Origin of the sequence: Psychrobacter sp. C 20.9, from assembly GCF_001921765.1 — a bacterium.
Classification (GTDB): Bacteria; Pseudomonadota; Gammaproteobacteria; order Pseudomonadales; family Moraxellaceae; genus Psychrobacter; species Psychrobacter piscatorii_B.
This window is the reverse complement of the sequence record NZ_MRYC01000003.1, coordinates 144,031-162,303: the sequence shown is the minus strand read 5'-3', so window position 1 is coordinate 162,303 and position 18,273 is coordinate 144,031. Positions and strand designations below refer to the sequence as shown.

The window sequence follows — 18,273 nt, the reverse complement described above, 5'->3', positions numbered from 1 at the left end:
TTAACCACGCTATCTCATCATAGCAGCAGATATCGTATCAATAAAAAAGCCGCTATATATTAGCGGCCTTTTTATTAGTTGTATACTTTCAAGCTGTACTATTCAGCAGTTTTTGAAACGACTTCGTTTAAAATCCAAACTGGTTTGACCACATTAGATCCTTCAGCAGTGACTGCTTCTTGGCGTACATCTAATACATAACGGTAGTTTGGCTCATAAGTGAAGCCTTGAATGTTACCACTTAAAGTGGTGTAGTTTTTCTGATAAGTTTGGCGATACTGTAGGCACTGTGATTCAACCATCGTACCGTCTGTTGCAGTCAGGTCACAAACTGCTTTACGCGGTGCGATTTCTACTTCAAAACTTGGAATATTTACCACTTTGACGTTCATAGGCTGTCCTTCTACAACCATTGTACGCTCATTGTCCATGTCCATAGTAGAACAACCAGTAAGAGCAAAAGTTGTCATCAATGCTGCAAGTGCTAATCTTTTCATTATTCAATCCTCAGATAATTGGTAATAATTCTTCATTTTCTATCTAAATTTATTATTTTAAAAACTCTACTGCATTTCTTCATACAACAAAGCTTCTTTCTACCATGATGATATTTAGAGTCACGCTAATTGAAATCTCTAGCCAGCTTTACTAGCGTTGTAGTGAATATCATCTGTTCACCCCAGCAAGTATAGGTCGCAACTCACCTTACTCTCTATGACTGCTTTGTAAAGTAACGTCAGCTTTTGCAACTGATGTTAATAAAGCGTATTGAATAGCAGAGTAATTTGATAACAGCTTAGTATTAGACACAAAAAAGCCAGAGCAATAATTACTCTGGCTTTTTATAAATAGATTTAAAAAATCTGTCAAGATTGAAACTTTTAAGACCATTTCTAACTGCGATAGTCAGCGTTTATTTTGACATAGTCGTATGACAAATCGCAGGTATACACCGTATCGCTAGCATCACCACGAGCAAGATCAATGTGAATGGTAATCTCAGCGCGGCTCATGACTTTTTTACCTGCTTCTTCTGTATAGCTGGGCGCGACACCGCCATTTTGACAAATCATCACCTCATCTAAATACACATCAACTTGCTCGGTGTCTAGGTCGTCAATACCAGCATAACCGACTGCCGCCAAGATGCGCCCCCAGTTTGCATCACTCGCAAAGAATGCGGTTTTTACCAGCGGCGAATGCGCCACAGCATAAGCCACATCGCAGCACTCTTGCGTGGTCTGCCCGCCAGTCACTTTGACGGTCATGAATTTAGTAGCGCCTTCACCGTCACGGACAATGAGCTGTGCTAAACGTACAAACACGTCGCGCAGTGCATCAAAAACGGCCTGATAATGCGGATGCGCTGGACTATCAATCACCTCTGAGCTGGCAGCACCTGTCGCAATCAATACGCAGCAGTCGTTGGTCGATGTATCCCCATCAACGGTAATACGGTTAAACGACTGCTCATTGATAGCGCTTAGCATCTCTTGCAATAAGTCGGCGGCGATATTGGCATCGGTTGCGACATAACCCAGCATAGTCGCCATATTTGGACGTATCATGCCTGAGCCTTTTGACATGCCAGTGATATGATAGCTAGTACCTGCAACGTCGACTTTTTGGCTTGCAAGCTTAGGGATAGTATCTGTCGTTCGGATACCGTTAGCAGCAGCCAACCAGTTATCAGAGGCTAAGTTTGCTAACGCATCGTCTAAACCTGCAATGACCGCGTCACTATTTAATGGCTCGCCAATCACGCCAGTAGAAAATGGCAGTACTGTATTAGCCTCTACGCCAGCTTTTTCAGCCAAGGCAATACAGATTTCATTAGCGCGGCGTTTACCATCAACGCCCGTGCCAGCGTTTGCATTACCTGTATTGGTCACCAAATAACGCGGACCAGCTTTAGCAAAGTGCTCACGTAATATACGTACAGGCGCAGCACAGAATGTGTTTTTGGTCGTGACAACCGCGGTCGTCGCCTGCTCATTGATTTCGATAACCACCAAATCATCACGGTTTTTGTAGCGTACCCCTGCTGCGGTTGCGCTAAGCTTGACGCCATCAATGGGATAGATTGTGTTAGGTACTGCTACGTTTCCAACAGCCATAATAAAATCCTTACTTGTTAATTTTTATCGTTGTTTTTAGAGGTAGTGTGATAAACATCATATAAATATTACGGTTTTTTTAGATCGAATGCTGACCAAATGGGTGCATGGTCAGAGGGTTTTTCCATAGCACGTAGCTCATAGCTGATGCCAGCACCAATGCATTCTTCTACAAGATCAGAGGTGCATAAAATATGATCGATACGTAAACCGCGCTTAGGGTCATCATTGAAGCCGCGGCTGCGATAATCAAACCAACTATATAACTCTGTACTCTCTGGGTAATGCAAACGGTACGTATCGGTCAGCTCACGCGACATGAGCGCTGAATACCATTCACGCTCCTCTGGCAAAAACGAGGTTTTTCTATTTTTTAACCAGCGCTTGGCATTGACCTCACCGATACCGATATCGATGTCCTCTGGCGCAATATTCATATCACCCATGACAATGATCGAACGACCTTCTGCCTTTAGTGTGTCAATATAAGCCGTCAAATCTGCATAATACGCACGCTTCATTGGAAACTTGGTTGGGTGATCTTGGCTCTCTCCTTGCGGAAAATAACCATTCAGCACATCAACCTCACGCCCGTCAAACTCATAGCGCGCATGTATAAAGCGCTTCTGTGCTTCTTCATCCTCACCAGGAAAGCCTTTTTGTACAAATATAGGCGCAACTTTTGACAGTAGTGCCACACCATAATGTCCTTTTTGCCCAAAATACTCTACGTGGTATCCCAGAGCATCCATACTATCAAGGGGGAATTGATCATCATGAACTTTGGTCTCTTGTAGACCCATGACATCAGGATCGATTACCTCACGCACCGCCTCAAGCTGATGCTGACGCGCGCGGATACCATTGATATTAAAACTGACAAAACGGGTCATAAACTGTCCTATACTGATTAATTAAAAGACTGTGCTGATATAATGAGTCTGATACAAAGGCCTATGATAACAGACCTGAGCGGCGCTAGCTGTTGCATGCCCTTATATCTTGAGCTAGAGTAGCTATTATTAAAAATATAATGGCTATTTTTTATTGGCATAAGTCCGTACGCCGCCTTTACTCAACAACATTTACTCAAAATACTGAGCCCGTTATGACAACAACTGAGCACAAAAATACAAATACAGCCGTAAATAATGACATTGAACCACTAATTGAACCACTATTTGCTAAAAATTATAGCGTCTACATCAATCATACGGATGCAGGCGGTATCGTTTATCATGCCAATCATCTGGTGTTCTTTGAGAACTGCCGCCGTGATTGGTTTACCAAGCTGGGTCTAAACGGTTATTTTTTGCAAACTGACGATGGTGACATACAGCATTTTGTCGTGAGTCAGGCAGACTTACAATACAAAAGAGCCATTCTCTTAGATGAAATCATTACTGTATGTATTGATAAAGTGGAGCTAAAACCTGCCAGCATCATATTCTATCAAAGCATTCGCCGTAGCACATCAGATAATAGTGCTACAGACAAAACCACTAGCCAGATATTAAGTAGCACCAAGATCGTCATTGCTTGTGTACAAAACCTCGTCAAACCAGAGCCGATGACAAATAATAATACAAATCATGTTCAAGCTGATACTGCACCAATGCGTCCTATCCGTGTACCAAAAGAGCTACGCAATGCCATTGAACAGGCCATTAGCGAGCAGATGAATCACTAACTCCTTTATGAGCATTGATACCAAAAAGCCTTTGTTTCGATTTGACGACCTCTGGGTACACAGCAGACGGACAGGCAACATGCATCATTCTGAGCGTCACAATGGTGAACAAGCAAAAGGCTTTGCTCCGTATCGTCTTTATCAAAGCTGGTCGAACAAACGTCAAAAACGTGTGTCAGTCAAGGAGCTATCATCGCCCCACCGAACGCTGATAAAGGGCGTGAGCGGTGAGCTTTTGTCAGGACAAACCACCGTGTTGACAGGGGCTTCTGGTAGTGGCAAATCTGTTCTCTTGCGGGTGCTGGCAGGATTGTTGCCGATGAGCACTGGTGATATTCATTTGCGTAGTGATGCCACGCCACATCAGCGAGATGAAAGCATTCACGCCACATCGCCAATTACTTGGCGCAAGCAAGTGGCGCTGCTTGCTCAACAGCCACAGCTGTTAGAGGGCAATGTCCTTGATAATTTAAAGATGCCTTATGCTTTAGCCGCGCATCAGACCCAAAATTTTGATATAAACTGGCATTTGACCCAACTTGCGTCTTTGAATAAAAATGCAGACTTTTTGCAACAAGAGGCCAACCACTTATCGGGTGGTGAGCGTCAGCTGGTCAATACCTTACGCCTACTACAACTCAATCCGCGAGTACTATTACTAGATGAGCCAACCGCCGCGCTAGATATCGACACCTCAGCGCAGTTGGTCAGCTTGCTGATGAGATGGTTGCAGGCCAACAGGCAGTGCTCGTTATTATGGGTAACTCACGATACCAAAGAGATTATGTCATTGGCCAGTAGACATTGGCATATGCAAGCAGGTGTACTAACTGAAGCGCTCTAGGGCACGATATGATGCTCAAAAACTTGCTCGGAACCTTCATTACATCGTGCTCATGACATTACTGCCTTCCTTTATAATGAGCCCCATCAACGGTATGAATCATATGCAAGTATTTTTAACTTACAGTGATATTGCGCTTGCCAGTTGTATGATTGTCATCGTATTACTCATCTCATGGCAACTGCGTTTGAAGCTGACGAGCACACTCTTAATGGCCGCTGTTCGTACTATCGTGCAGCTGAGCTTTATCGGTCTGATACTGGCATGGATTTTTGCCCGTGAGCAGTGGTATGAGGTCCTGCTGATTTTGACCATTATGACCCTGATTGCAGGAAGTGCTGCCAAAAATCGTGTCAAACGCAGCTATAAAGGGTTGCTAAGCGATACGCTAATAGCCGTCGGCACCTCAGCGACACTGGTCACTGCGGTAGCGATGATCGTTATCCTAAGAGTACAGCCTTGGTATACGCCGCAATTCATTATTCCTATATTGGGGCTGATATTGGGCAATTCTTTGACTGCCATCTCATTAACGAGCAATCAGTTGATCGAAGCTTTTCATGAGCAGCAAGGGCGTATCGAGATGATGCTGAGTCTTTCTGCTCGACCATTTGAGGCCGTCCATGAGCAGATTCGTGCCGCAATCACAAATGGCATGACCCCAACACTCAACTCCATGTTGGTCGTCGGTATTGTCAGCTTGCCCGGTATGATGACGGGGCAAATATTGGCTGGTGCCGACCCCACACAAGCGGTCCGCTATCAGATAATCACGATGTTTTTGATCTGTGTGAGTAGCACACTTGGCTGTACCATCAGCGCGCTGCTCATTTATCGACGCTTTTTTAATAAAAACAAGCAGTTTATTTTACCTCGTTAGTTTCTCCTTTGATCTTATCTCTTGGGTTGACGATCAAGCGTTATCATTCTAAAGGACCAGACCGTTGTTTATCTATAGTCAATCAATATTAAAAGTGGTGCAAGGCAGACGAGTGCAAGTACTAAAGTAGTAGGCTAAACGAGTCTAACGCTGTAACACTTTAATAGTGGTTCGACTATACATAAGCTCGTTAACTCATCTAAACAGTCAATTACTTTGCTCATCATTAATAAATAGCCTGCCTTGTCTTTATATTCATTACCAGCTCAAAAATACACCTTACTATGGCTCATTCCTTAAACATCATACATGTATCAAATTGTTCAGCTTTATCTATGTACTGCTCAGTCTTGCTTTCTATTATTGTCTTCAACATTATTCATGCTACTCTATTGCTTAAATGTATCGTTTTTTTGATACCGCAGTTGCAAAAACTAGATAATATCTATTTGAAATACATATTATTTCTGTTATTGGATTATCTAATTGTTTGATTCATTTAACTCACCCATCAGTAGTTAATTAGCATTGAGCAACAGCAACAAAAGCAAGCAGACACGGACGTTATTGCATCCAATAGCAGGTTAATCACATTGATGCTGATTTGTGATATTGACATGCATATGACTGCTTTCTTAAAAAACATTCACCTATATCAAACTGCAAGGACGCTGACTATGATGCCAAACAAACCTTGGCTTGACCAATATCCGGCAAGTGTACCAAAGACGATTAATCCTGATACTTACGGCAGCGTGATGGAGTTGTACGAGGAGTGCTTTGAGCGTTTTAGCGGGCATCCAATGAGTATATGCATGGGTGTTACGCATACTTATAATGATGTCAATAATGCTTCTCTTGCCATCGCCGCATGGTTACAAGCGCAAGGACTACCTAAAGGTAGTATCGTTGCATTGATGATGCCAAACCTACCGCAATATCTACCAACGATGATTGGCATCTTGCGTGCAGGCTACGTCTGTACCCCCATCAACCCACTCTATACAGGTCGTGAGCTACGCCATCAGCTAAATGATTCAGGCGCTCAAGTGATTTTTGTGGTGGATAATTTTGCCCAAGCTCTTGAGCAAGTCGTCGATGAGACTGCCATCAAACGTATCGTCTTATCTAAACTTGGCGATATGATGGGACTTAAGGGTATGCTGGTGAATACCATCGTCCGTCAAGTCAAACGCTTGATACCCAAATACAAGCTCAACGATCCAAAGCATGAAGTTACTAAATTCCCGGATGTGCTCAAGCAAGGCAAAACTCTGCCTTTTCATGCACCCAAAATGACTTTAGATCAATTAGCGATTTTGCAGTACACAGGTGGCACAACGGGTCTGTCTAAAGGCACGATACTGACCCAGCGCAATATCGTGGCTGCAGCATTGATGGCAGAAGCTTGGTATCGTCCGGTGACCTCAGACATCAATGAAGTGTATATCAATATGGTCATGGCATTGCCGCTCTATCATATTTTTGCGTTTTCGCTGAGCCTACTCGGTATGCGCTCAGGCTACACCTTTATATTGGTACCGAATCCGCGTGATATGCCAGGGTTTGTCAAAACCTTGTCAAAACAGCCGTTCCATATTTTCCCTGCGGTCAATACGTTGTTTAAGGGGCTGCTTGATACACCCTCTTTTAAAAATTTGAATTTTGCGCCATTACGCATCTCTCAAGCTGGTGGTATGGCGGCCACCAAACAAACAGCCGAGCGCTGGTTGGAGGTGACAGGCTGCCCTATGGTTGAAGGCTGGGGTATGACAGAAGGGGTCGCAGGCGGTACAGCGAACCTCGTCACCGATGACAAATTCAACGGTACAATTGGGATACCTGTCCCCAATGTTGACATCATTCTTATTGACGAAAATGGTGAGCGTGTGGGCACGCACCAAGCAGGTGAGATGTGTATCAAAGGTCCTAATGTAACCTCTGGATACTATAATAGAGACAGCACTAATGATTTCACAAGCGACGGTTATTTCCGCACTGGCGATATCGCGAGTATGGATGAAAAAGGTTACTTTACCTTATTAGACCGTAAAAAAGACATGATATTGGTTTCAGGCTTCAATGTATTCCCAAGTGAGGTTGAATCTGTGATGCTAGACTGTGACGGGGTGATTGACTGCGCTGTGATTGGCATTCCTGATGAGCGTCAAGGTGAGGCAGTCAAAATCTATGTGGTTCCTGCAGACAATAACGTGACTAAGGAAGTGATTACAGATTTTGCATTAGACAATCTGACGGGTTATAAATGTCCGCGCTATATTGAATTTGTGAGTGATCTGCCAAAGAGTAATGTAGGTAAAGTATTACGTCAAAAACTGCGTGAGAAACATCATGCAGACCACCCTCAACAATAAGTAACTTCTCTTGAAAAAAGCGCCCTATATCAATAATAGGGCGCTTTTTTGTTGCGCCTATTTGCTTTTAATATCTCATTGAAAGATAAATGTATCGAGCACAAATTTTTATCTACTCTGATCAATTCTGAATACCCTTCACTCTCCAACATATATTTTTTCCTATATCAAACCCAAATATAAACTATCAAGTTCTCGTATGCCTGTAACGAGTTTAGTTGTAGTTATGTTAATGTAAGCCCGCAATGTGTCACTAAGTTTTCTGTCGATTTAGATTAATCGAATATTGACTTTAGACACGTCAAAACTGTTGATTTGAAAGGTATTTCAATTTTAGAAACAGTAACCCGTTATTTGATCTACTCAGATGCTTATTTTTTAGTAGCTCATTCTTGGTAGTTAAATCAAATTTTATAGAGGACTCTGTACGTTAGCAGTATGTGAAAACAAAGGATAGCACTCGACAATTCATCGCTCAAAGAGCACTGATGTATATCGTCGACATGGATGTGACTACTTTTTTATAGACCCTTAACTTATCTTAATTTAAGGACGCTTGGCATGACAGTAGATAAACCTTGGCTTGCTCAATACCCAGAAAACGTACCCAAGACCATTAACCCTGATCAATATGAAAGCCTCATAGAGTTGTATGAAGAGTGCTTCAACCGTTTTCGTATGCATCCGATGACTATCTGCATGGGTGTGACTCATACTTATGATGACGTTGACAAAGCATCATTGGCAGTAGCAGCATGGTTACAAGCTCAAGACTTACCTAAAGGCAGCGTCGTGGCACTCATGATGCCAAACGTCCCTCAATATTTACCAATCATGATTGGTATCTTACGCGCAGGTTACGTCTGTACCCCGATCAACCCACTATATACAGGTCGCGAGCTGCGTCATCAATTGAATGACTCAGGCGCTCAGGTGATTTTTGTGGTGGATAACTTTGCTCAAGCGCTAGAGCAAGTCATTGAAGAGACCAATATCAAGCGTATTGTACTCTCAAAAATGGGCGATATGATGGGCTTAAAAGGTATTTTGGTAAATACCGTTATCCGTCAAGTGAAACGCTTAGTGCCTAAATACAACCTTAACGATCCTAAATACCACGTTACCAAGTTTCCTGAAGTGCTTAAGAAAGGTAAGAACCTTCCTATTCAAGCACCTAAAGCCACCTTGCAGCAAAAAGCGATTCTACAGTACACAGGCGGCACAACGGGTCTGTCTAAGGGTGCTGTTTTGACGCAGCGTAATGTCGTCGCAGCGGCGATGCAATCAGAAGCATGGTATCGTCCAGTGACCTCAGATATCAATGAGGTATATATCAATATGGTAATGGCATTGCCGCTCTATCATATTTTTGCGTTTATGCTCAGCTTACTTGGTATGCGTTCAGGCTACACTTTTATTCTAGTACCCAATCCGCGTGATATGCCAGGGTTTATCAAAACGCTATCAAAACAACCGTTCCATATTTTCCCTGCGGTAAACACTTTGTTTAAAGGTTTACTTGATCAGCCAAATTTCAAAGATTTGGACTTTAGCTCATTGCGTATCACGCAAGCCGGTGGTATGGCAGCAACAGAACAAACAGCAGCCCGTTGGTTAGAAGTTACTGGCTGTCCGATGGTTGAAGGTTGGGGTATGACTGAAGGTGTTGCAGCGGGTACCGCCAACGTCATTACTGATCGTAAGTTCAACGGTACAATCGGCATACCAGTTCCTAGTGTCGATATCATCGTCGTCGACGAAAATGGTGAACGTGTCGCCATGCATGAGGCAGGTGAGATGTGCATCAAAGGTCCAAACGTCATGTCAGGCTATTTCAATCGAGACAATACCAATGATTTCACAAGCGATGGTTACTTCCGTACTGGCGATATTGTGAGCATGGATGAAAAAGGCTACTTGACTTTACTAGACCGTAAAAAAGATATGATTTTGGTGTCAGGATTCAATGTATTTCCAAATGAGATTGAAGCGGTCATGCTTGACCATGAAGGTATCGTCGATTGCGCCGTGATTGGTATCCCTGATGAAAACCAAGGTGAAGCCGTCAAAATCTATATTGTGCCTGCAGACAACAATGTCACCAAAGAAGACATCAAAGAGTTTGCATTAGACAATTTAACGGGTTATAAGTGCCCGCGTCATATCGAGTTTGTCAGCGAACTACCAAAAAGTAATGTCGGTAAAGTATTGCGTCAAAAGCTACGTGAGCAGCACATATCAGACAACCCGCAAACACTATAATCTGTACATGATTATTTAGCCATATAGACAAAAAAGCCCACTGTTATTAGAGTGGGCTTTTTGTTTTTATTGCACGAGCGTGTTGCATCAGCTCAATCGACTCATCACTTGCAGCGGCAAACGCTTCATCGCCTGTCCCACGATTGACCATGGTAAGCTCGGTACGCACGCCTCTTCTACCTCGGCCTCAATCGCGGCAACGATCGCTTTGGTACCTGTCTCAGTATCGACTTCAAACAGCAATGGCTTGGCATTCGTATTAATCTCAGTACGGATGTAACCGGGATAAATAGTAGAGACCTTAATAGGCAACTTAGTCAATAGCATATCAGCACGAATCCCTTCTGCAAGATGTGCCAAACCTGCTTTACTCGCGCCATAAGCTGTCAGGTGCTTAGGCAGGCCACGCATCGCTGACATGCTCGACATGACGACCAGATGACCACTGTTTTGAGCCCGAAAGATATTCATCGCCGCTTCGCATTGTGCCAATGCCGAGATGAAATTAATCTCAACGGTACGGCGATTGGTATCAAAACGTCCTTTACCAATACGGCGACTATCACCAATCCCTGCATTGACCACGATACGATCAATAGTGCCAAAGTCAGCAGCAAATGCGTCAAATACCTTAAAAACAGCATCATAATCACTGACATCTAACGCTTGGTATTCAACGCGTATATTAGGATATGCTGCTACCAGCTCTGACTGCAAGCGCTCTAAACGATCAGTACGGCGCGCACAGATGGCGAGGTTGTAACCAAGCTTAGCAAACAATCTTGCCATACCCTCGCCCAATCCTGAGCTTGCTCCTGTGATCAGGACGGTTTTGCCTTGACCAACCTGCTGTTTGTTTAGGTCTTTTAGATAGCGTGATGGCTGAACGGCGCTAAATACCTGAGCTTTACTTTTTTTGGCGCTTTTAGTGACTAAATTAAGCAGTTTGTGTTGCATAAGCCCTCCCTTGTATCGACTCTAAATGACACTCCAGTTTTATAGATTCTCTGTACCAACGACAAAAACTGGTTGACTAAAATCGTTTATTGTAATGGCTAATGCTCTACAAATACGTGGCGATTGTGTATAAAAGCGCATCCAAACCCATTGACTCAATTATCGCCACGTCACAAACTGCTTGCCTTCAGAAAATAGATGACTGTATTCATTTAAAGACAATAAATGCGCGCGCTGACTCTTTAGGGTGATCGATGTCACGCCCGTATTGACTAAGCTCTTATTTAACTGATAAGCGGTTTGACTGCCTTGGCTCAGTAGCTGTGCGGTAATGGCAGCGATGACACCGCCTGAGGTAAAGACCAATACAGTGCTATTTTGGTCTAAGCGCATATCGGCTATCTTTGTACGTACTTGTTCAAGCGCTTGCTGCGCTCGCTCATTGAACTGCGGCCAGCTTTCAATATAATCCTGATCATTGTTGCCACCATGCCAGCGCTGCATCGCTTGATCAAACAGCTCAGCAAGACGCCGATTTGGTGATTGAGCATTGGCAATTTCAGCGGATATCTCAGCTTGGTTATCAAAATCACCAGCGGATTTCACAAACACATCTTTGTGATTGAACTCGTCAAATTGCGGCAAAATATAGCTTTCAGGCTCATCAAAGTTGGTGGCTGTCGCAATGGCCATGTCGTCATTATTGGCCTGAGCAAACGGTTGATACCCTTGCCAAAAATGGCGAGCAGAGTCTTGTTGCCTGACCAGATTACCCGTAAATATCGCATCGATACGGCGCTGGGTATTTGCATAGTGTTGACCCAGCATTTTTGCTTGGATTTCACCTAGCTCTGACAGCCGATCATAGTTTTCTTGACCAAAAGAAGCCTGACCATGACGGGCTAAAAGTATGGTTGTCATAAAATACTGCCTTTTATTATATTGTCCAAATTGCGATTTTTCTTATACTTCAGCTGAATCAGAGGGCTTAGCAAAATAGCCTTTTGGTAAAATGCCTTTCACTACTTTTTGTACAGGGTCTGGCAATTTCTCAATTGTCGCCGCATCGACTCCTCTGTCTTCTAAATATGGCTGAACGTGTGTATTGAACAGCGCTTCGCCTTCATATTGTGCAATCAGTTTGAGACATTTGGCATGCATGACATGTATGGCAAGCCACGCGTTTTTAAATGCTGGATTGGTGGTTTGTTTATGATAGTAGCGATAGTAGATTTGCTGAATGATACCTGATAGACGAAACAGCCCAAACACTTCATAAAAGGTCCAGTTATCTATCTGTAGTCCAGACTTTTCTAGATAATAAGCAACCACTTCGTCACGCGTCATCATACCTTCTAAGTGAGTTGGCTGGCGACGAAACTGCTGCATGACAATATTGTCGTCTTCCTCAATCCAGTAAGCCAACGCACTACCCAAGTCCATTAGTGGATCGCCAAGGGTTGCCATCTCCCAATCGAGGACTCCGATAACTTTAGTCGGCTCGTCTGCATCGAGTATGACGTTGTCAAAGCGCCAGTCATTGTGAATAATGCACGTTTTGCTATCAGCAGGGGTATGCTTTTTGAGCCACTGTCTGACCAAGGCAAAGCTTGGGACGTTGGGTGTCTTTGCTTTGATATAACGCTTGTCCCAGCCACTAATTTGGCGCGCGCAGTAGCCATCACCGCGACCCAAATCAACCAAATCAGGATGCTCTGTATAATCTATTTGATGCAGCTCTACCAAGGCGTCCAAAACATTGGTGCAAAGCTGACGGATTTGTTCAGGATCTAGATCGACCCCTTTTGGTAAATTGGCACGGGGAATGATCCCTTCCATACGCTCCATCACATAAAAATCAGCACCTATGACAGATTCATCTGTACATAGCGCAATCATCTCGGGCACATAAGGATAAGCATCTTTTAATGCTTTTTGAACGGTATATTCGCGTACCATGTCGTGCGCAGATTTTGCCTTGGTACCTTTTGGTGGACGGCGTAAGATAAGATCTTGGTTTTTATCATCGCCTTCATATTGTAAGCGATACGTCCAGTTAGAAGCCCCGCCTGAGAACTGAGTGACTGTAGGCTCGCCTACGACATCGACACCTTGGCTACGTAGCCATGCGCTGATAGCTTGGGTATCAAGCTCCTCACCCTCACGCACCGCGCCGCCTTTATCTAATACTCTATGGTCAGTTGACATGTGACATTCCTTATCATGTGATCAGTTATTTTTATAACTTATACTTATAGTAGTAAAAAATTAGTAGTAAAAAACAGTCATAGTGATGAAAAATTCATTACTAAATCGTTAATAGTGAATTTCCAATTTTTTATTTTCAGCAATAGTGACGTGAGCAACTTAAGGTTTACTCACACCCATTGATTAATATTAGGCTTTGTTAGACTTAGAACGGCTAAAGCCCTGACGCTTTAGCTCTAGCTTGGCAATCATGGTTTTATGTACTTCATCAGGACCATCTGCCAACCGTAGCACACGAGCTTGCGCATAGAAATTTGGTAACAATGTGTCTTGGCACACACCCATGCCACCATGAATCTGAATCGCCATATCAACCACTTCTTGTAGCACCGTTGGCGCAACCACTTTGATCGCAGAGATTTCCGTCAATGCCGCTTTGGTTCCTTGAGCATCCATTTTTTGCGCCGCATAAAGGGTTAGCAAGCGCGCTTGATCAATTTTGATACGCGCCTCAGAGATACGCTCAAAGTTTCCGCCCAATTGTAGTAGCGGCTTACCAAAGGCCGTGCGCGACATGCCGCGTTTCACCGCCAGCTCTAAAGACTTCTCAGCCGCGCCGATACAACGCATGCAGTGATGAATACGACCTGGCCCCAAGCGACCTTGCGCAATCTCAAAACCCTTACCCGGCCCACCAATAAAATGACTGACGGGCACACGTACATTATCAAAGCTGATCTCACCATGACCGTGCGGCGCATCATAATCGCCAAACACTTTAAGCATACGTTTGATATTCACACCCGCAGTATTGACTGGTACCAGTACCATCGAGTGCTGATGATGACGATCTACGCTTTCATCCGCGGTATAGGCCATAACAATCAAAATATCAACCGCAGGATCGCCAAGGCCCGATGACCACCATTTGCTACCGTTAATGACAATTTCATCACCATCGACCACAGCAGTTGCTTGCATATTGGTGGCATCGCTTGAGGCCACATCAGGCTCAGTCATACAAAACACTGAGCGGGTCTCACCTTCTAATAGCGGCGTGAGCCATTTGTCTTGCTGTTCTTGCGTACCATAGCGCCATAATAGCTCCATATTGCCGCTGTCAGGCGCATTGCAGTTAAACACATGCGGCGCGAGCAAACTGCGACCCGTCAGCTCTGCAATCGGTGCATAGTCAGTGACTGAAAGCCCTGCACCTAAGGTGTCGTCAGGTAAGAATAAGTTCCATAAACCCGCTTCACGTGCTTGTTTGCGTAGGTTGTCATAAGCGTCTGGCCATTCCCAGTTTTCCCAATTTCCATCAGGGTTTTTCTTATGACATTCTTCCCAGAATTGGGCTTCGATGGGTTCAATATGCGTTTCAATGAACGCTTTGACTTTGGCATGCATGGCTTGACCATGTTCCGTTGCGGTAAACATTAAATTGTCGCTAGACATAAATGACTTCCTTTTCTTTATTGATTGTCTAAATCGGGTTTTGACAAAAAGCTCTGCTAGATCTTTAATGCGAGCCTTAGTGTACGGACGTATACTGTTTTCTGTATCCTACATTTATAACACAGCAATTATGATTAAACAGCAAAAAGGCGCGACCCGTTAGGGCACGCCTTTTACAAAATACAAACAGTGTATTGCTGAACATATGACCGCTAAGATACTAGCTATCAGGCATCATAATGATATCTAACACTATTTTAGAATATTCAAGCGGCTGTTTGACTCAAAACGTGCGAGCGCATCTGGCAGTTTATCCACTGCCATACTGAGCGTCGCTTCTGCGGCTTGCGCAAGGCCCAGCTTCTCTGCCAGCGTCGGTTTCTGACGTGAATGTAATGCATACACTTCGCTGTTTTCCATACGCTCTAGAATGTAGCTGTCAGAGGTTTGCAAGCTGTCAATCAGGTTAAGCTTTAAGGCATCTTCGCCATACCAGTGCTCACCTGTTGCTACTTTGGCAACATCCAACGTTGGACGATAAGTATTGACAAAGTGCTTGAATAACTCGTGCGTCTGCTCTAACTCTTCTTGGTATTTGGCACGATCTTCTGCATCGTTTTCGCCAAACACAGTCACCGTGCGTTTATAGTCGCCAGCCGTAAACATCTCATAATCGACATCATGATTTTTGAGCCATTTATGAAAGTTTGGCAATTGTGACACCACGCCGATTGAGCCAATAATCGCAAATGGCGCTGCTACGACGTTGTCTGCCACGCACGCCATCATGTAGCCACCACTTGCCGCCACTTTATCGACGCATACTGTGAGCTTTAGGCCAGCATCCTTTAGACGAACCAATTGCGCGGCTGCCAATCCATAACCATGCACCAAACCGCCACCTGATTCGAGGCGTACAATCACTTCATCGCCTTTGTTAGCCGTACTGATTAAGGTGCTGATTTCTTCGCGCAGATGCTTAACGGCAGTGGCTTTGATATCACCTTCAAAATCCAAAACAAAAACTTGCGAGGCATTGTCAGTATTTTTTTTCTGCTGTTTACTTTTTGCTTTTAGCGCCTGCTTGGCTTTTTTTGCCATTGTTTTTTTGAATGCTTTAAGCGCAGCTTTGCCTTGGGTGGCTTCCATTAAGTCTTCACGGCGCTGTTTTTGCGCTTCATTTAAATGTCTTACTTTTAGCTCAACCGGGTTTTTTGGTGGATGAAATAGCATGATTACAAATCCTCAAGTCAGTAGGTATATCAATATAGATGTTTTTATTCAGGTACGGTTGATATGCGCACGCTCGCTGGTATTTTCAAGCAAAATGACAATATTTAACCTAATATAGATATCGCTCAATAAATACAGCCGATACCAATGCATGGCTGCGCTTTGATTGAACTCAGCCGGTTGTATAACAAAGGTAGATTAGGCATAATATGCGTTTATATCAAATTCTCTGCAGCCAACGTGATGACCCTTTGTCTTGATCGCGTTGTTTGCGTGTTTTTTTGGCAAATCGCTTGAAACGCACAGCAATGGCTGCATTATTGTACTTCGAATTGGGCTGATAACTGGATAACAATATTATGACGCAAAGCACTATGACGCAAAGCGAATACCGAGACGAGTATTGCGGAGCTGTAACCGAGAGCTTGCTTGAGCAAACCATTAGTATCGTAGGCTGGGTACATCGTCGTCGCGATCACGGTGGCGTGATTTTCTTAGACATGCGTGACCGCGCGGGTATCTTGCAGGTGGTTGTCGATCCTGATACACCAGAAGCTTTTGCAACGGCCGATGCGGTACGTCCTGAATACGTACTAAAAATCACTGGCCGCGTACGTCGTCGTTATGAAGGTACTGAAAATAACAATATGACCAGTGGCCAAATTGAGCTATTGGGCAAAGAGATTGAAGTACTGGCCAAATCTGAAACTCCGCCATTCCCATTGAATGACGAAAAAACGACTGTGTCAGAAGACTTACGTCTAAAATATCGCTATCTCGATATGCGTCGTCCGCAAATGCAAGAGCGTATGGTATTCCGTGCCAAGGCAACGTCAGCGATTCGTCGTTATTTAGATGATCATGGTTTCTTGGATGTAGAGACGCCTATTTTGACTCGTGCAACGCCTGAAGGTGCGCGTGATTATCTTGTACCATCACGTACCCGTCCTGGTAACTTCTTTGCTCTACCGCAGTCACCACAGCTGTTTAAGCAATTATTGATGGTGTCAGGTTTTGATCGTTATTATCAAATCGCGAAATGCTTCCGTGATGAAGATTTACGTGCCGATCGTCAGCCTGAGTTCACTCAGGTGGATATCGAGACGTCTTTCTTGAACGAAGAAGAGATCATGAACATCAATGAGGGTCTGATCAAGCATTTGTTCAAGACCATGATGGATGTTGAGTTCGAGCAATTCCCTCGCATGACGTACGCTGAAGCAATGCGCGACTATGCATCAGACAAGCCTGACTTACGTATTCCATTGAAACTGGTTGACGTTGCCGATTTGATGAAAGACGTTGATTTCAAAGTATTTGCCGGTCCTGCTAACGATCCTAAAGGTCGCGTCGCTGCCCTTCGCATTCCTGGTGGCGCTTCATTAAGCCGTAAGCAAATCGATGCTTATACCAAATTCGTCGGTATCTATGGTGCACGCGGTTTGGCTTATATCAAAGTCAATGACGCAAGCAGCATCAATAATGGTGTGGATAAAGAGTCTGGCCTACAATCACCAATCATCAAAAACATGACTGATGATGTACTTGTGAGCTTGATCGAGCGTACTGCTGCAGAAGATGGCGATATTATCTTCTTTGGTGCAGATAAAGCCAGTATCGTGAATGACGCAATCGGCGCATTACGCCAGAAAATCGGTCTAGACCTTGAAATGACAACTTGTGAGTGGGCGCCGCTATGGGTGACTGACTTCCCGATGTTTGAGCAAACCGATGACGGTCAATGGACGTCAATGCATCATCCATTTACCAAGCCTAGAGGCTCTGTTGAGGAGCTGAAAAACAACCCAGAGTCTGCGCTATCTATCGCTTACGATATGGTGTTGAACGGTACTGAGATTGGTGGTGGTAGCTTACGTATCAATACTTATGATATGCAGCAAGCCGTCCTTGAAGCCTTGGGTATCGGCGAGCAAGAGGCAGAAGACAAGTTTGGTTTCTTACTTGATGCCCTAAAATTTGGTGCACCGCCGCACGGCGGTTTGGCGTTTGGTTTGGATCGCTTGATTATGCTTATGGTAGGCGCTGACTCTATCCGTGATGTGATCGCATTCCCGAAAACCAAAACTGCTGAGTGCCCCCTAACTCAAGCACCTGCTGGAGTGGATAGTAAGCAGCTACGTGATCTTGGTATCCGTGTGCGTGAAAAAGCACAGGCTGACACCAACAAACCTGCTCAATAAAACATTTGATGATGTACTATTGCTGTCTACAGTGCTTGTTACGCGATTCAT

At 44.1% G+C, this 18,273-nt stretch carries 14 protein-coding genes; 6 read left to right on the top strand and 8 right to left on the bottom strand.

Features of this window, described 5'->3' with window-relative positions:
* Positions 1–98 precede the first annotated feature (98 nt).
* From BTW00_RS03175 to xthA, 3 genes are all read right to left on the bottom strand, one after another.
* The gene (locus tag BTW00_RS03175; RefSeq protein ID WP_058024290.1) at positions 99–497 is read right to left on the bottom strand and encodes a DUF4377 domain-containing protein; all 399 of its coding nucleotides are present in this window, start codon (positions 495–497) and stop codon (positions 99–101) included.
* Between the two features lie 396 nt (positions 498–893).
* Complete coding sequence (gene argJ / locus BTW00_RS03170; RefSeq protein ID WP_075106185.1) at positions 894–2,117, bottom strand: bifunctional glutamate N-acetyltransferase/amino-acid acetyltransferase ArgJ; 1,224 nt, start codon at positions 2,115–2,117, stop codon at positions 894–896.
* Between the two features lie 68 nt (positions 2,118–2,185).
* Positions 2,186–3,010, bottom strand: coding sequence for an exodeoxyribonuclease III (gene xthA / locus BTW00_RS03165; RefSeq protein ID WP_075106184.1), 825 nt, complete (start codon positions 3,008–3,010; stop codon positions 2,186–2,188).
* Positions 3,011–3,225: 215 nt separating this feature from the next.
* Between xthA and BTW00_RS03160 the strand changes: the two genes are divergently transcribed.
* From BTW00_RS03160 to BTW00_RS03140, 5 genes are all read left to right on the top strand, one after another.
* Positions 3,226–3,807 (top strand): hotdog domain-containing protein, encoded by a 582-nt coding sequence (locus tag BTW00_RS03160; RefSeq protein ID WP_075106183.1) that lies wholly within the window; start codon positions 3,226–3,228, stop codon positions 3,805–3,807.
* 79 nt (positions 3,808–3,886) lie between these two features.
* Positions 3,887–4,651, top strand: a complete 765-nt coding sequence (locus tag BTW00_RS03155) for an ATP-binding cassette domain-containing protein (protein ID WP_178379242.1) — start codon at positions 3,887–3,889, stop codon at positions 4,649–4,651.
* 103 nt (positions 4,652–4,754) lie between these two features.
* Positions 4,755–5,531 carry an iron export ABC transporter permease subunit FetB gene (gene fetB, locus BTW00_RS03150; protein ID WP_075106228.1) on the top strand — a complete coding sequence of 259 codons (777 nt, stop codon included), beginning with the start codon at positions 4,755–4,757 and terminating at the stop codon, positions 5,529–5,531.
* A gap of 677 nt (positions 5,532–6,208) precedes the next feature.
* The gene (locus tag BTW00_RS03145) at positions 6,209–7,906 is read left to right on the top strand and encodes an AMP-binding protein (protein ID WP_058023847.1); all 1,698 of its coding nucleotides are present in this window, start codon (positions 6,209–6,211) and stop codon (positions 7,904–7,906) included.
* A gap of 561 nt (positions 7,907–8,467) precedes the next feature.
* Complete coding sequence (locus tag BTW00_RS03140) at positions 8,468–10,168, top strand: AMP-binding protein (protein ID WP_075106182.1); 1,701 nt, start codon at positions 8,468–8,470, stop codon at positions 10,166–10,168.
* A gap of 87 nt (positions 10,169–10,255) precedes the next feature.
* Here BTW00_RS03140 and BTW00_RS03135 read toward each other — a convergent pair whose 3' ends face one another.
* The 5 genes from BTW00_RS03135 to sohB form a co-directional block, all read right to left on the bottom strand.
* Positions 10,256–11,125 carry an SDR family oxidoreductase gene (locus BTW00_RS03135; RefSeq protein ID WP_075106181.1) on the bottom strand — a complete coding sequence of 290 codons (870 nt, stop codon included), beginning with the start codon at positions 11,123–11,125 and terminating at the stop codon, positions 10,256–10,258.
* Positions 11,126–11,284: 159 nt separating this feature from the next.
* Positions 11,285–12,046 carry a histidine phosphatase family protein gene (locus tag BTW00_RS03130; protein WP_075106180.1) on the bottom strand — a complete coding sequence of 254 codons (762 nt, stop codon included), beginning with the start codon at positions 12,044–12,046 and terminating at the stop codon, positions 11,285–11,287.
* 42 nt (positions 12,047–12,088) lie between these two features.
* Entirely contained in the window at positions 12,089–13,333 is a 1,245-nt protein-coding gene (locus BTW00_RS03125) for a phosphotransferase family protein (RefSeq protein WP_075106179.1), read from the bottom strand.
* 189 nt (positions 13,334–13,522) lie between these two features.
* Positions 13,523–14,770: an acyl-CoA dehydrogenase family protein gene (locus BTW00_RS03120; RefSeq protein WP_075106227.1), complete on the bottom strand. Its 1,248-nt coding sequence runs from the start codon at positions 14,768–14,770 to the stop codon at positions 13,523–13,525.
* Positions 14,771–15,040: 270 nt separating this feature from the next.
* The gene (gene sohB / locus BTW00_RS03115; protein ID WP_075106178.1) at positions 15,041–16,021 is read right to left on the bottom strand and encodes a protease SohB; all 981 of its coding nucleotides are present in this window, start codon (positions 16,019–16,021) and stop codon (positions 15,041–15,043) included.
* A gap of 374 nt (positions 16,022–16,395) precedes the next feature.
* Here sohB and aspS point away from each other — a divergent pair, with 374 nt between their 5' ends.
* Complete coding sequence (gene aspS, locus BTW00_RS03110) at positions 16,396–18,222, top strand: aspartate--tRNA ligase (protein ID WP_058023888.1); 1,827 nt, start codon at positions 16,396–16,398, stop codon at positions 18,220–18,222.
* Positions 18,223–18,273: the final 51 nt, after the last annotated feature.

Bases quoted from the DNA above. Each gene is read 5' to 3' on its own strand.
- BTW00_RS03175 (WP_058024290.1), bottom strand. From the start codon at position 497: ATGAAAAGATTAGCACTTGCAGCATTGATGACAACTTTTGCTCTTACT.
- argJ (WP_075106185.1), bottom strand. From the start codon at position 2,117: ATGGCTGTTGGAAACGTAGCAGTACCTAACACAATCTATCCCATTGAT.
- xthA (WP_075106184.1), bottom strand. From the start codon at position 3,010: ATGACCCGTTTTGTCAGTTTTAATATCAATGGTATCCGCGCGCGTCAG.
- BTW00_RS03160 (WP_075106183.1), top strand. From the start codon at position 3,226: ATGACAACAACTGAGCACAAAAATACAAATACAGCCGTAAATAATGAC.
- BTW00_RS03155 (WP_178379242.1), top strand. From the start codon at position 3,887: ATGCATCATTCTGAGCGTCACAATGGTGAACAAGCAAAAGGCTTTGCT.
- fetB (WP_075106228.1), top strand. From the start codon at position 4,755: ATGCAAGTATTTTTAACTTACAGTGATATTGCGCTTGCCAGTTGTATG.
- BTW00_RS03145 (WP_058023847.1), top strand. From the start codon at position 6,209: ATGATGCCAAACAAACCTTGGCTTGACCAATATCCGGCAAGTGTACCA.
- BTW00_RS03140 (WP_075106182.1), top strand. From the start codon at position 8,468: ATGACAGTAGATAAACCTTGGCTTGCTCAATACCCAGAAAACGTACCC.
- BTW00_RS03135 (WP_075106181.1), bottom strand. From the start codon at position 11,125: ATGCAACACAAACTGCTTAATTTAGTCACTAAAAGCGCCAAAAAAAGT.
- BTW00_RS03130 (WP_075106180.1), bottom strand. From the start codon at position 12,046: ATGACAACCATACTTTTAGCCCGTCATGGTCAGGCTTCTTTTGGTCAA.
- BTW00_RS03125 (WP_075106179.1), bottom strand. From the start codon at position 13,333: ATGTCAACTGACCATAGAGTATTAGATAAAGGCGGCGCGGTGCGTGAG.
- BTW00_RS03120 (WP_075106227.1), bottom strand. From the start codon at position 14,770: ATGTTTACCGCAACGGAACATGGTCAAGCCATGCATGCCAAAGTCAAA.
- sohB (WP_075106178.1), bottom strand. From the start codon at position 16,021: ATGCTATTTCATCCACCAAAAAACCCGGTTGAGCTAAAAGTAAGACAT.
- aspS (WP_058023888.1), top strand. From the start codon at position 16,396: ATGACGCAAAGCGAATACCGAGACGAGTATTGCGGAGCTGTAACCGAG.